Genomic DNA, 14,500 nt, shown 5'->3' on the forward strand with positions numbered 1-14,500 from the left:
ATCGCGACGAAGATGGAGGGATGGGCGATGTCCTGGAGCGATTCGGTCCTGCCACGCGGGACTGGTTCCGCGGCGCGTTCGCGGCTCCGACCGACGCGCAGACAGGCGCGTGGCAGGCGATCTCGGCCGGCAAGCACGCCCTGGTCGTCGCCCCGACGGGCTCCGGAAAGACGCTGTCGGCCTTCCTCTGGGCGATCGACCGGGTCTTCCACGACAAGGCGACCGCACCTTCATCCGTCGGCCCCTCGGGCCGCAAGAAGCGAGCGGATGCCCCCGCCCCCGCCACGCGCATCCTCTACATCTCGCCGCTCAAGGCGCTGGGCGTGGACGTCGAGCGCAATCTCCGCTCCCCGCTCGTGGGCATCGGCCAGTCCGCGCGCCGGCTCGGTCTCACGGTGCCCGACGTCACCGTGGGAGTGCGCTCCGGTGACACCCCGGCGGGTGACAGGCGCAAGCTCGTGCAGGCGCCGCCCGACATCCTCATCACGACGCCCGAGTCGCTGTATCTCATGCTGACGAGCCGCGCGGGCGAGACGCTGCGCGACGTCCACACCGTCATCGTCGACGAGGTGCACGCGGTCGCGGCCACCAAGCGCGGCGCGCACCTCGCGGTGAGCCTCGAGCGCCTCGACGCGCTCCGTCGCTCGTTCGCGCCCGATGCCTTGCCCGCGCAGCGCATCGGGCTGTCGGCGACCGTGCGACCGATCGACGAGGTGGCGCGCTTCCTCGGCGGTGCCGAACCGGTGGACATCGTCGCCCCCCGCGCGTCGAAGGCGTTCGACATGCGGGTCGTCGTGCCGATCGACGACATGCTCAACCCGCCACCTCCGCCGAGCGCCTACCAGTCCGAGCCCGCCGCGTGGACCGGCGCGGATGCCTCGGCCGAGGCATCCGCCGATCCCGGCGCCGAGCCGATCGACGAGGACTGGTTCAACGACGGCTCGTCCGGGCGCCCGCGCGCGGCGGACGGCGGTGAGACCGAGATCACCGGCTCGGTGTGGCCGCACGTCGAAGAGGCCATCGTCGACCGCATCCTGCTGCACCGCTCCACGATCGTGTTCTGCAACTCCCGGCGCCTCGCCGAACGGCTCACCGGCCGGCTCAATGAGATCTACTCCGAGCGTTTCGGGCTCGAGCTCCCAGACCCGTCGGTTCCCGCGGCCATGATGGCGCAGGCGGGCACGACGGCCGGCGCCGACCCCGTGCTGGCCAAGGCCCACCACGGGTCGGTGTCCAAGGAGCAGCGCGCGCAGGTCGAAGAGGAGCTGAAGTCCGGGGTGCTGCGCTGCGTCGTCGCGACCTCGAGCCTCGAGCTGGGCATCGACATGGGCGCCGTCGACCTGGTGATCCAGGTGGAGGCGCCGCCGAGCGCCGCATCGGGTCTGCAGCGCATCGGGCGCGCGGGCCACCAGGTGGGCGAGGTCAGCCGCGCGGCGCTGTTCCCCAAGCACCGCGGCGACGTGCTCCACACCGCGATCGTGACCGAGCGCATGCTCGCGGGGCAGATCGAGGCGATCGCGATCCCGCAGAACCCCCTCGACATCCTCGCCCAGCAGACCGTGGCGGCCGCCGCGATCGGGCCCGTCGACGTCGAGGGCTGGTACGAGACGCTCAAGCGGAGCGCCCCCTTCCGCTCGCTCCCGCGCTCCGCTTACGAGGCGACGCTCGACCTCATCGCCGGGCGCTTCCCGTCCGACGAGTTCGCCGAGCTGCGTCCGCGCGTGGTCTGGGACCGCGACCTGGGCGTGCTGACGGGGCGCCCGGGCGCACAGCACATCGCGGTGACGAGCGGCGGCACGATCCCCGATCGCGGGTTGTTCGGCGTCTTCATCGCGGGCGAGTCCCAGAACGCGCGCGTCGGCGAGCTCGACGAGGAGATGGTCTACGAGTCGCGCGTCAACGACGTCTTCACCCTCGGCACGACGAGCTGGCGCATCGTCGAGATCACCCATGACCGCGTCAACGTCGTGCCCGCGTTCGGCCAGCCGGGCAAGGTTCCGTTCTGGCACGGCGACGGCATCGGACGTCCCGCCGAGCTCGGTGAGGCGCTCGGCAAGTTCTCGCGCGAGGTCTCCACGGCCAAGCCCGACAAGGCCGAGGCGCGTCTGCGCGACGCCGGCCTCGACGAGTACGCACAGGACAACCTGCTGGCCTACCTCGCCGAGCAGCGCGAGGCCACGGGCACTCTGCCCACCGACCGTCAGCTCACCGTGGAACGCGGGCGCGACGAGGTCGGCGACTGGCGCGTCATCCTTCATTCCCCGTACGGCATGCAGGTCCACGCGCCGTGGGCGCTGGCCGTCAACGCCCGCATCCGCGAACGCCTCGGAGTCGACGGCTCCGCCGTCGCCAGCGACGACGGCATCATCGCCCGGATCCCGGATGCCACGGCGGAGCCGCCGGGCGCCGACCTCTTCGTCTTCGACCCCGACGAGCTGGACCAGATCGTGACCGAGGAGGTCGGCGGCTCCGCGCTGTTCGCCTCGCGATTCCGCGAGTGCGCGGCGCGGGCGCTGCTCATGCCGCGGCGCAACCCCGGCAAGCGCACACCGCTGTGGCAGCAGCGGCAACGGTCGGCGCAGCTGCTCGAGGTGGCCCGGCGCTATCCGACGTTCCCGATCATCCTCGAGACCCTGCGCGAGGTGCTCCAGGACGTCTACGACGTGCCCGCGCTCCTGCGGCTCATGCGCGGCATCGGCGAGCGCCGCATCCGCCTCATCGAGACCGAGCCCGCCCAGCCTTCACCGTTCGCGCGCGACCTGCTGTTCGGCTACGTCGGCGCCTTCATGTACGAGGGCGACTCCCCCCTCGCGGAGCGGCGGGCGGCGGCGCTCTCGGTGGACCCCGCGCTGCTGTCGGAACTGCTCGGCAAGGTCGAGATGCGCGAGCTCCTCGACCCCGACGTGATCGCGCAGTTCGAACGCGAGGCCCAGCGCCTGGATCCCGAGCGCCGCGCACGCGGGCTCGAGGGGGTCGCCGACCTGCTGCGCATCCTCGGCCCGCTCGACGCGCCCGAGGTGGCGGCCCGGCTCGAGCCCGCCGCGGACGGCTCCTCCGACGGGCACGCCACGGCGGAAGAGGCATCCGCTCTCCTGGATGCCCTCGTGACGGCGCGCCGGGCCATACCGGTGACGATCGCCGGCATCACCCGGGTGGCCGCGATCGAGGACGCCGGCCGGCTGCGCGACGCGCTCGGGGCCGCCCTGCCGGTAGGCATCCCCACCGCGTTCCTGGAACCCGTCGCCGACCCGCTCGGCGACCTCATCGCCCGGTACGCACGCACGCACGGCCCCTTCACGGCGGATGCCGCGGCCGACCGCCTCGGCATCGGCGTGGCGGTAGCCCGCCACACCCTGCAGCGGCTCGAGTCGCAGGGCCGGGTGACGAGCGGCTTCTTCCTGCCCGATCCGCCGCCCGGCTCGGAGGACGGCTCGGCGACGCGGGGCGACGAGGCGGAGTGGTGCGATGCGGAGGTGCTGCGGCGGCTGCGCATGCGGTCGCTCGCCGCGATCCGCGGCAGCGTCGAACCGGTGCCGCAGCAGGCGTACGCCCGGTTCCTTCCCGTGTGGCAGCACGTGACCCGGCCGCTCGACGGGGTCGACGGGGTCGCCGCGGTGGTCGAGCAGCTCGCCGGGGTTCCCATTCCGGCGAGCGCGTGGGAGTCGCTGGTCCTTCCCGCGCGCGTCTCGGACTACACGCCGGGGATGCTGGACGAGCTGACCGCGACCGGCGAGGTCGTCTGGTCGGGTCACGGCAGCCTGCCGGGCAGGGACGGCTGGATCGCGCTGCATCCAGCGGATGCCGTGCCGCTGACGCTGACGCTTCCCGACGAGGCGGACGAGCCCGCTCCGGGCTCGCTCGATGCCCAGCTCCTCGCGGCGCTCTCGAGCGGGGGCGCCTACTTCGCGTCGCAGCTGAAGCAGACCACGGGCGCGGAGAACGAGCAGTCCGTCGTCGAGGCGCTGTGGCGGCTGACCTGGTCCGGGCGCGTCACGAACGACACCTTCGCGCCGGTGCGCTCGCTCGTGTCGGGCGGCTCGCAGGCGCACCGCGTGAGCCGGCGGGCTCCGCGCGCCCGCCTGTACCGTGGCGCAGCGGTGCGCACCGTGGCGTCCTCCGTGCCCGCGCGCCCGCCCACCATCGGCGGCCGGTGGTCGTTGCTGCCCGAGGCGGAGCCCGATGCGGCGCTGCGGGCGACGGCGACGGCGAGCCTGCTCCTCGACCGGTACGGCGTGGTGACGCGCGGCGCCGTCCAGTCCGAAGGCGTGCCGGGCGGCTTCGCGCAGGTCTACCGCGTCCTGGCCGGCTTCGAGGAGGCGGGTCACTGCCGCCGGGGGTACGTGATCGAGAAGCTCGGCGCGGCGCAGTTCGCAGCCTCCGCCACCGTCGACCGGCTGCGCGAGTTCGCCGGCCTGCCCGATCCGCCGCCGCTGCGCGCCGTGACCCTCGCCGCCACCGACCCCGCCAACCCCTACGGCGCCGCGCTGGCGTGGCCGGCGCTGGAGGGGGTCGGACACCGTCCGGGCCGCAAGGCCGGCGCGCTCGTGGTGCTCGTCGATGGCGAGCTCGCGCTGTACCTCGAGCGGGGCGGCAAGTCGGCGCTGGCGTTCACCGGCGACGAGGCCGTGCTCACGGCCGCCGCCCGTGATCTCGCCGCGACGTCGCGCGCGCGCCGGCTCGACACACTCACCGTCGAGCAGGTCAACGGCGCGTTCGTCTACGGCACCGGCGTCGGACGGGCGCTGCGGGAGGCGGGATTCGTCGAGTCCCCGCGTGGTCTCACGCTGCGCCGCCTCACCGCCGGGGACGTGCTCCGCGAGGGCGCGCGTGCCTGACGCGCCGCGCCGGCGCCCGGTGCCGGGCAGGAGGTGCCGTGCCTGAGGGCGACACCGTGTTCCGTGCGGCGCGCCGGCTGAACGCGGCGCTCGCGGGCGCGAGCGTGACGCGCTTCGAGCTTCGCGTGCCGCAGGCGGCGACGGCGGACCTGCGCGGCGAGGTCGTGCACGACGTCGTCGCGCGCGGCAAGCACCTGCTGCACCGCATCGGAACGTGGACCCTCCACACGCATCTCAAGATGGAGGGCGAATGGCACGTCTACCGGCGCGGCGAGCGCTGGCACGCCGCGGGGTTCCGGGCCCGGGCCGTCATCGGCGCGACCGCGCCCGACGGGACGGAGTGGGAGACGGTAGGGTTCGACCTCGCCGACATCACGCTCGTTCCGACCGCCGAGGAGGACGCGCTCGTCGGCTACCTCGGGCCCGACCCCCTCTCGGACGCATGGGACCCCGCAGAGGCGGCGAGACGGCTCGCGGCCGACACACGCCCCATCCACGTCGCCATCCAGGACCAGCGCAATGTGGCCGGCTTCGGGAACGAGTACGCCAACGAGATCCTCTTCGTGCGCGGCATCCTGCCCACCACCCCCGCGAACCAGACCGACACCGCCGCCGCGGTGGACCTCGGGGCACGCATGATCCGCGCGAACCGCGACCGCTCGGGGCGCACCTTCACCGGCGACGCGCGACCCGGCCGCTCCACGTGGGTGTACCGTCGCGAAGGCCGCCCGTGCCGGCGCTGCGGGACGCTGATCCGCGGCGGCAGCCTCGGCGCCGACCCGACCCGCGAGCGCATCGTGTTCTGGTGCCCGACCTGTCAGCGCTGACCGCACGGCCACGCTTTCATCACGATGCGCGACGGACGAACTGTCGCCCGACGGCCACCGACGCGGACGCACTCGACGTCGAGCCGTTGAAACGCCGCGGTCGCCTGCCCGTTACACAACTCCGGACGATCTGTCAGGCGGGGGCCATGGGACGCCTCGGATCGTCTGGTTCGCTCTCGGGCGCATTGCAGGGGGGCACCGCGCGATATTGAATACGTGACACACCCGATAGGGGTCGCGCAACGTCGCGCGACCCGATGATCAGAAGGACCTCACGAGGTGACGATGTCCACAGGCACGGCGACCGCGGCGAATCCGGCGGAGCAGGTTCCCACCGACAGCGAGGCCGCCCGCGGCGCCGTCGTCCTCTCGGGAGTGACGAAGTACTACGGCGACCAGATCGCCGTCGACGACCTCTCGCTCACGGTGCAGCCGGGCGAGTTCATCTCGCTGCTGGGCCCGTCGGGCTGCGGCAAGACGACGACCCTGCGCATGATCGCAGGATTCGAGCAGCCGGATGCCGGCGACATCCGCATCTCCGGGCGCCCCGTGCGCGGCGTCCCGCCGTACCGTCGCGACGTCAACACGGTGTTCCAGGCCTACGCGCTGTTCCCGCACCTGTCGGTCGCCGAGAACGTCGCCTACGGACTCCAGCAGCGGCGCACGCCGAAGTCCGAGGTACGCGAGCGGGTCACGCAGGCCCTCGACCTGGTGCAGATGCGGCGCTTCGGCGACCGCAAGCCGGCGCAGCTCTCCGGCGGCCAGCAGCAGCGCATCGCCCTGGCGCGCGCCCTCGTGAACCGGCCCGCGGTGCTGCTCCTCGACGAGCCCCTCGGCGCGCTGGACCGGCAGCTGCGCGAGGAGATGCAGCTCGAGCTCAAGCTCCTGCAGTCGCGGCTGGGCATCACCTTCATCTTCGTGACGCACGACCAGGGCGAGGCGCTCTCGATGAGCGACCGCATCGCCATCATGCGGTCGGGTCGCATCGAGCAGCTGGCCGACGCCGACACGGTGTACGCCCGTCCCGCGTCCGCCTATGTCGCCGCGTTCGTGGGGCAGCAGAACTTCTTCCGGGGTCCCACCGCCGAGGCCGGCGCCGCGATCTCCTCCCCGCACGCGCTCGTGCGGGCGGCCTCCCCCGTGCTCACGACGACCAATCTGGGTGAGGCGGCCGTCCGCCCCGAATACATCCGCATCGAGCGGGATGCCCCGGCCGGCGCAGGCGAGGGAGCGGCCGGCGTGACCGAGGCGAACACCGCGCGGGGCGAGCTCATCGGCGTCTCGCACCTCGGCGACACGATGCAGTACCTCGTGCAGCTCGGCGCCGACCAGAGCCTCATCGTCCGACGCCCGACGCCCGACGCGCCGCCTCTCGCCGTCGGCGACCGGGTGGTCTGCACGTGGGCAGCCCACCACGTGCTGCTGTTCCCCGGCGCCGATGACGGCGCCGCCGAGCAGGGCGGCTACATCGCACCCCCGACCGTCTGATCCACACCCGAAACCCGTGCCCGACGAGCCGGCCGCCGCCGCGGCATCCGCCCTTCCGGCATCCGACCCGAACCAGGAGTACTCGTGACCCAGCCCCGGAACCCGCTGCGCATCCTCGCTCCCGAAGGATCCGCGCCCTCGATCGTCCGCGAGCTGTCGCGCCGGCGCTTCCTGAGCCTGGCTGCCCTCGCCGGCGGCGCCACCGTGCTCGCCGCCTGCTCGCCCGGCGGCGGCGGCTCCCCCGCCCCGCAGGCGACCGGCGGCGACCTGGAGGACAGCCTCTCCATCTACACGTGGGGCGACTACGACTCGCCCGACGTCATCGCCGCCTTCACGGACCAGCTGGGACCCAAGGTCACGCTCGACTCCTACTCCTCGAACGAGGAGCTCATCGCCAAGCTCGTCGCCGCCAAGGGGACCTCCGGCTACGACATCGTCGTGCCCACCGGCGTCTTCATCCCGCAGATGATCGAGAACGAGCTGCTGACCAAGTTCAACAAGGACCTGCTGCCCAACATGTCGAACATGGACCCCGCGTTCCTCGGTCGTGCATGGGACCCGGAGAACGACTACTCGGTCTGCAAGGCGTGGGGCACCACCGGATTCGTGTACGACAAGACGGTCATCACCCGCGAGCTCAGCACCTGGGGGGACTTCTTCGACGCCGCGCAGAACGAGGCGAGCGGCAAGACCGCGATGTCGGACGACCCCGCCGGCATCATCGGCGCCTACTTCTGGGCCAACGACATGGACTGGAACACCGACGACCCCGAGGAGCTCGAGGCCTGCCGCCAGTTCCTCGTCGAGCAGATCGCGCCGCACATCTCGGCGTTCGACTCCTACCCGGGCACCAACGCGATCCCCCAGGGCACGCAGGTCCTCATGCAGGCGTGGAACGGCGACGCCCGTCTCGGCCTGCTCGAGTCCAGCGAGCCCGAGCGCTGGCAGTGGGTGCTCCCCGGCCCGCAGACGGAGCTGTGGATGGACAACTGGGCCATCGCCGCCGGCGCCCCGCACCCCGAGGCCGCCCACGCGTTCATCGACTTCTCCATGACACCCGAGAACCTCGCGCTGAACCTGGACTACATCGGCTACAACGTCGGCGGCAAGGACATGGAGGCCGCGGCCACGGAGGGCGGCCTGGAGCTGGCCGACATGATCTTCTTCACCCCCGAGCAGCTCGAGACGATGCACGAGCAGGAGCTCAACGACTCGCAGACCACGCGGGTCGAGATCTACAACGAGATGAAGGCCGCAGCAGGTGCGTGAGAACCGCTCCGCAGGGGCCGCGCTCGCCGTTCCGGCGTGGGCGTGGCTCCTGCTCTTCTTCGTCGCGCCGGTCGCGATGGTGGTGTGGTTCAGCTTCGGGTACAAGCCGGGCGTCTTCGGCACCCACGCCAATGACATCCTGTCGTTCGACCGGTACGTCGAGGCGGTGTCGCCGACCTTCTTCGCGACGTTCGCGAACACGCTGTGGGTCGGCGTCATCGGCACCGTGCTCTGCTTCCTCATCGGAGCGCCGGTGGCGTACTGGATGGCGTTCAAGGTCAAGCCGCAGCGCCGCGGCATCCTCATCGCGCTCGTGCTCGTGCCGTTCTGGACGAACTTCCTCGTGCGCACCATCGGGTGGCAGGTGATCCTCGCGCCGGAAGGCTGGCTCTCGTCGCTGCTGCAGGGCATCGGCGTGCTCGACGGCCCGCTGGAGCTCCTCTACACCCGCACGGCCGTCGTCATCGGCGTCGTCTACAACTACCTGCCGCTGATGATCCTGCCGCTGTTCGTCGCGTTCGACCGCGTCGGCCCGGCGCTGCGCGAGGCCTCCAAGGACCTCGGCGCCGGCAAGGTGACCACCTTCTTCCGCGTGACGCTGCCGCTCTCGCAGCCCGGCATCGTCGCCGGCGTGCTGCTGGTGTTCATCCCCCTGATGGGCGACTACATCACCGCGACCGTGCTCGGCGGCGCCAAGGGCAACATGGTCGGGCAGCTCGTCGCGAGCCAGTTCCAGACCGCACAGAACTGGGCGCTCGGCTCCGCGATGGCCGTGCTGCTGATGCTCGTGATCATGCTGACCATCGGCGTCGCCGCCGTGCTCATCTGGCTCATCGCGCTGCCCTTCCGCAGCCGCGACCGGCTGGTGCTGGGTCCCGTGTCCGAGACGGCGACGACGGATGCCGCGCCCGCGGCGACCGTGGAGGTGACGACATGACTCCCCCCGAGACGATGACCGCGACCGAGACGATCCTGCAGGCGCAGCAGCGCGACACCCGCACGGCGGCGGCGCCGCGGCGCCGCGCACGCCGATCGTGGTCGGACATCGCCTTCACCGTGTGGGGCGTCCTGGTGATGCTCTTCCTGTTCCTGCCGATCATCGTGATCGTCGTCTACTCCTTCAACACCGGCCGCCTGCTCGTGTCGTGGGACGGCTTCGGGTTCGACGCCTTCGGCACGATCCTGGCCAAACCCGCGATCCAGAGCGCGGTGCGGGTCTCGCTCATCACCGCCTTCATCGCCGCCGTCATCGCGACGGTGCTCGGCACCCTCGCCGGCATCGCCATGGCCCGCCACCCCGGCAAGTGGGTGTGGTGGTTCCTGGGCCTGCTCCTGCTGGTGTCGGTGACCCCCGAGATCGTCGACGCCGTGGCGCTGCTGCCCTGGCTGGTGTTCCTCGGCCAGGACCTCGGCCTCTCGATGTTCAACGACGGCATCGTGCGCCTCTCGGTGGGCTCGTCGCTGTTCGCCACGGCCGTCGTCTCGTACATCGTGCGGGCGCGCCTGGTGGGCCAGGACTCCCACCTCGAGGAGGCATCCGCCGATCTGTACGCGAAGCCGTTCACGACGTTCCGCAGGGTGACGCTGGCGCTGGCCATGCCGGCGGTGCTCGCCGGCTTCCTGCTGGCCTTCACGCTGAGTCTGGACAACACGATCGTCGCCGCCTTCGTGCAGGTCTCGGGCACCACCCCGTGGCCGGTGTACGTGCTGAGCGCGGTGAGGTCGGGCCTGCGCCCCGAGATCGCCGCCGTCTCCACGATCATGCTGCTGCTGACGCTCGTGGCCCTCGCGCTCGTCGCGCTGGTTCTCAGACGGGCGGGCGACTCGGCCACGCAGATCGCCCGCACCATGACGGGCGGCTGACCTTCAGAAGGAGACCTTCCGTGACCCACGCCGACCTCGTCTTCACCGGCGGCCCTGTTTTCACCGCGAACACCGTGCGCTCCCGCGCGAGCGCGGTCGCGGTGAGGGCCGGCCGCATCGTGGCGGTCGGCGGCGACGACGTGCGCGAGCTCGTCGGGCCGTCGACGGAGCTCGTGGACCTGCGGGGGCGGATGCTGATCCCCGGGTTCCAGGACGCGCACGTCCACCCCGTGTGGGGCGGCCTCGACATGCTGCGCTGCGATCTGTCGGAGCTCGGCACCGCCGCCGAGTACCTGGAGGCCATCGCCGGCTACGTCGCCGACCATGCGTCCGACGAGTGGATCCTCGGGGGCGGCTGGCAGATGTCGGCCTTCCCCGGCGGCACCCCCACGGCCGCCGCCCTCGATGCGGTGACCGGCGAGCGCCCCGCGTTCTTCCCCAACCGCGACGGGCACGGCGCGTGGGTGAACTCGGCCGCGCTGCGCCTGGCCGGCATCGACCGCGAGACCCCCGACCCGGCCGACGGCCGCATCGAGCGGGACGCGGACGGCACGCCGTCCGGAACGCTGCACGAGGGGGCCATGGCCCTGGTCAACCGCCTGCTGCCCGAGGAGCCCCTCGAGCGGCTCACCGACGCCCTCCTCCTCGGCCAGCGGTACCTGCACTCGTTCGGCATCACCGCATGGCAGGACGCCATCGTCGGGTCGTACGGCGACGCCGGTGACCCGGGCCCCGCCTACCTCCGGGCCGCGGCAGACGGCACCCTGACCGCGCGGGTCGTCGGCGCCGTCTGGTGGGACCGCACGCAGGGCCTCGAGCAGATCCCGTCGATCCTCGAGCGCCGCGACCGCTACCGCGCCGGCCGGTTCGCGGCGACCTCGGTCAAGGTGATGCAGGACGGCGTCGCAGAGAACTTCACCGCGGCGATGCTCGAGCCCTACTGCGACGGCCATGGTCACTTCACCGACAACTCCGGCATCTCGTTCGTCGACCCGGCCGTGCTCGCCGAGGCGGTGCCGATCCTCGACGCTGAGGGCTTCCAGGTGCACTTCCACGCGATCGGCGACCGCGCGGTGCGCGAGTGCCTCGACGCGGTCGAGCGCGCGATCGCGCTCAACGGCCGGAGCGACAACCGTCATCACATCGCCCACATCCAGGTGGTGCACCCCGAGGACGTCCCCCGCTTCCGCGAGCTGGGCGTGGCCGCCAACATGCAGTCGCTGTGGGCGACGTACGAGCCGCAGATGGTCGAGCTGACCCTGCCGTTCCTGGGCGAGCCGCGAAGCGCGTGGCAGTACCCGTTCGGCGATCTGCTGCGAGCGGGAGCGGTGCTCGCCGCCGGCAGCGACTGGTCGGTCTCGACACCCGACCCCATGGCGGCCATCCACACCGCGGTGAACCGCACGGCCGCCCCCGGCCATGAGGAGGGCGAGTACGACGCGTTCCTCCCCGAGCAGGCGATCGACCTGGCGACGTCGCTGACCGCCTACACCGCCGGCTCGGCGTGGGTGAACCACCTCGACGACGTCACGGGCACCATCGAGGTCGGCAAGCTCGCCGACCTCGTCGTGCTCGACCGCGATCCGTTCGCCGGGCCCGCGGAGGAGATCGGCGCGACGCATGCGCTGCAGACCTTCGTCGAGGGCGAGCGCGTCTTCGCCTCTCCCGACGCCTGATCCCCGGTCGCCGGTTCGGCGGTCGCCGACTTCTATGCTGTTGCGGTGACCCGACTCCTGCTCCTCATCGACATCCAGCGCGACTACTTCCCCGGTGGCCGGCACCCTCTCGTGGGCGCGGATGCCGCAGCCGACGCCGCCGCCCGGCTCCTCGCCGTCTTCCGCACCACGGGTGAGCGGGTGGTGCACGTGCAGCACGTGTCGGACGACGCGGATGCCTCCTTCTTCGCACCGGGGACACCGGGCGTGGAGATCGACCGGCGGGTGGCGCCGGACGGCGAGGAGCACGTGGTCGTCAAGCACGAGCCGAACGCCTTCCTCCGCACCGGCCTGGAGGCGCTGCTGCGCGCGGCTGCCGCGGACGAGGTCGTGGTGGCCGGGATGATGTCGAGCATGTGCGTGGATGCCACCGTGCGCGCGGCATCCGATCTGGGCTTCTCCGTCGCGGTGGCGGAGGACGCGTGCGCGGCGCCCGACCTTGCATACGACGGTCGCACCGTGCCGGGCGAGCAGGTGCACGTGGCGTTCATGGCCGCGCTGGACGGGACGTACGCCCGCGTCCGCACGGTGGACGCGCTCGTCGGCGAGCTCGCCGCTCGCTGACCTCGCGGGTCCGGGACGACCGGGCGCCCCGCACCGATCAGCGGGCGGTCCGACACAACCTGTCCGACCGCGGCGGCAACTCCCGACACCGCCCGCCGCCTCGCGTGACGGCGAGCGGCCAGGATGGGAGCACCTCTCATGCATCGGAGTTGATCCCCGTGGGCACCACCGTCTTCGAACGACAGCGGCCGGCGGCATCCGTCGTCCAGCACTCCCTCGCCGAGGCGAAGCACTCCGTCTTCTGGCGCGACGACCTCCCGCAGAGCCTCACTCCCGACCGACCGTCGCTGGCCGGGACGACGGGGGCCGACCTCGTGGTGGTCGGCGGCGGGTACACCGGCCTGTGGACGGCGCTGCTGGCCACCGAGCGCGAACCCGATGCGAGAGTGGTCGTCCTCGAGGCGCAGCGGGTGGGGTGGGCCGCCTCGGGGCGCAACGGCGGGTTCTGCGAGGCGAGCCTCACGCACGGCCACGAGAACGGCATGGCCCGGTGGCCGCGCGAGATGCCGACGCTCGAGCGTCTCGGGCGGGAGAACCTCGACGCGATCGAGGCGTCCGAGTCCCGCTATGGGATGGACTTCCAGTTCGAGCGCACCGGGCAGCTCGCGCCCGCGGTCGAGCCGCACCAGGTGGAGTGGCTCGAGGAGTGGGCCGCCGAGGGCGAGGAGGGCGTGGTCTTCCTCGACCGGTCCGAGGCGCAGGCGGCCGTCCACTCCCCGACCTACCTCGCCGCGGTGTGGGAGCGGAACACCTGCGGCATGGTCCACCCCGCCCGGATGGCCGCGGAGCTCGCGCGCGTGTGCGAGGAGCGCGGCGTCGAGATCTTCGAGCGGACGCGCGTCACGGGGCTGGACACGAGCGGACCCGGCGTCGTCGCGGTGACGGAGGGCGGCCGGGTGGAGGCATCCCGCGCCGCACTCGGCACCAACGTCTTCCCGTCGCTCATCAAGCGCAACCGCCTGATGACCGTGCCCGTCTACGACTATGTGCTGATGACGGAGCCGCTCACCGACGCGCAGCTCGCCTCGGTCGGCTGGCAGGACCGCCAGGGGATCGGCGACCTGGCCAATCAGTTCCACTACTACCGGCTCAGCAAGGACAACCGCATCCTGTTCGGCGGCTACGACGCGATCTACCGCTACGGCCGCCGGGTCGACCCCGCCTACGAGCACCGGCCCGAGACCTGGCAGAAGCTCGCGAGCCACTTCTTCACGACCTTCCCGCAGCTCGAGGGCCTGCGCTTCACCCATCAGTGGGCCGGCGCGATCGACACGTCGACGCAGTTCACGGCGTTCTTCGGCACCGCGCGCGACCGCCGCGTCGCCTACGCCGCGGGCTTCACCGGACTCGGCGTCGGCTCCACCCGGTTCGCCGGAGAGGTGATGCTCGACCTGCTCGACGGGGTGTCGAACGAGCGCACCGAGCTCGAGATGGTGCGCAAGCGCCCGCTCCCGTTTCCGCCGGAGCCCGCCGCGTCGATCGGCATCAACGCCACCCGCTGGTCCCTCGACCGCGCCGACCACAACGGGGGCAGGCGCAACCTGCTGCTGAAGACGCTGGACGCGCTGGGACTGGGGTTCGACTCGTGACGTCGCCGTTCGACGGCCTCGAGCCCGGGACGGTGACGGATGCCGTCGCCCTGACGCTCCCCCTCGAACCGGTGCCTGCCGAGCTGGTCGTGGCGGGCGCGCCGGCCGCCGGCCTCGTCGAGCTGACCGACACGATCGGGGTGTGGGAGCACACGCCGGGCACGTCCACGGATGTCGAGGCGGACGAGGTGTTCGTCGTGCTGGCGGGCGCCGCCACGGTGTCGTTCGACGACCCGGCTCTCGAGCCGATCGAGCTGCGGCCTGGATCGGTCGTGCGGCTCACCGCGGGGATGCGCACGGTGTGGACGGTGCGCGAGACGCTGCGGAAGGTGTACCTCGCGGGCTGATCC

General features: G+C 72.1%; 10 protein-coding genes. All 10 read left to right on the forward strand.

The genetic code is table 11. The features are described from left to right. Window positions 1-20 precede the first annotated feature (20 nt). A complete protein-coding gene (locus ACZBH1_RS04150) occupies window positions 21-4,835 on the forward strand; it encodes an ATP-dependent helicase (RefSeq protein ID WP_463645594.1) in 4,815 nt (1,604 codons plus the stop codon). A 38-nt stretch (window positions 4,836-4,873) separates the two neighbouring features. Beyond that, entirely contained in the window at window positions 4,874-5,662 is a 789-nt protein-coding gene (locus tag ACZBH1_RS04155) for a DNA-formamidopyrimidine glycosylase family protein (RefSeq protein ID WP_463645595.1), read from the forward strand. 285 nt (window positions 5,663-5,947) lie between these two features. Further along, complete coding sequence (locus ACZBH1_RS04160; protein WP_463646654.1) at window positions 5,948-7,150, forward strand: ABC transporter ATP-binding protein; 1,203 nt, start codon at window positions 5,948-5,950, stop codon at window positions 7,148-7,150. Window positions 7,151-7,234: 84 nt separating this feature from the next. Further along, a complete protein-coding gene (locus ACZBH1_RS04165; protein WP_336393606.1) occupies window positions 7,235-8,419 on the forward strand; it encodes an extracellular solute-binding protein in 1,185 nt (394 codons plus the stop codon). Beyond that, window positions 8,412-9,356 (forward strand): ABC transporter permease, encoded by a 945-nt coding sequence (locus tag ACZBH1_RS04170; protein ID WP_378880126.1) that lies wholly within the window; start codon window positions 8,412-8,414, stop codon window positions 9,354-9,356. Before ACZBH1_RS04165 ends, ACZBH1_RS04170 begins: the two co-directional genes overlap by 8 nt. Continuing rightward, window positions 9,353-10,282 (forward strand): ABC transporter permease, encoded by a 930-nt coding sequence (locus tag ACZBH1_RS04175; protein WP_452324027.1) that lies wholly within the window; start codon window positions 9,353-9,355, stop codon window positions 10,280-10,282. Before ACZBH1_RS04170 ends, ACZBH1_RS04175 begins: the two co-directional genes overlap by 4 nt. A gap of 20 nt (window positions 10,283-10,302) precedes the next feature. Beyond that, window positions 10,303-11,958: an amidohydrolase gene (locus tag ACZBH1_RS04180; RefSeq protein ID WP_463645596.1), complete on the forward strand. Its 1,656-nt coding sequence runs from the start codon at window positions 10,303-10,305 to the stop codon at window positions 11,956-11,958. Window positions 11,959-12,003: 45 nt separating this feature from the next. Next, complete coding sequence (locus ACZBH1_RS04185; RefSeq protein WP_463645597.1) at window positions 12,004-12,561, forward strand: isochorismatase family protein; 558 nt, start codon at window positions 12,004-12,006, stop codon at window positions 12,559-12,561. Window positions 12,562-12,719: 158 nt separating this feature from the next. Next, window positions 12,720-14,150 (forward strand): NAD(P)/FAD-dependent oxidoreductase, encoded by a 1,431-nt coding sequence (locus ACZBH1_RS04190; protein ID WP_463645598.1) that lies wholly within the window; start codon window positions 12,720-12,722, stop codon window positions 14,148-14,150. Then, the gene (locus ACZBH1_RS04195; protein ID WP_463645599.1) at window positions 14,147-14,497 is read left to right on the forward strand and encodes a cupin domain-containing protein; all 351 of its coding nucleotides are present in this window, start codon (window positions 14,147-14,149) and stop codon (window positions 14,495-14,497) included. The genes ACZBH1_RS04190 and ACZBH1_RS04195 overlap by 4 nt, the downstream gene beginning before the upstream one ends. Window positions 14,498-14,500 lie beyond the last annotated feature (3 nt).

It is taken from the genome of Microbacterium sp. ZXT2-5 (genome assembly GCF_055329545.1).

Bases quoted from the DNA above. Each gene is read 5' to 3' on its own strand.
- ACZBH1_RS04150 (WP_463645594.1), top strand. From the start codon at position 21: ATGGGCGATGTCCTGGAGCGATTCGGTCCTGCCACGCGGGACTGGTTC.
- ACZBH1_RS04160 (WP_463646654.1), top strand. From the start codon at position 5,948: ATGTCCACAGGCACGGCGACCGCGGCGAATCCGGCGGAGCAGGTTCCC.
- ACZBH1_RS04175 (WP_452324027.1), top strand. From the start codon at position 9,353: ATGACTCCCCCCGAGACGATGACCGCGACCGAGACGATCCTGCAGGCG.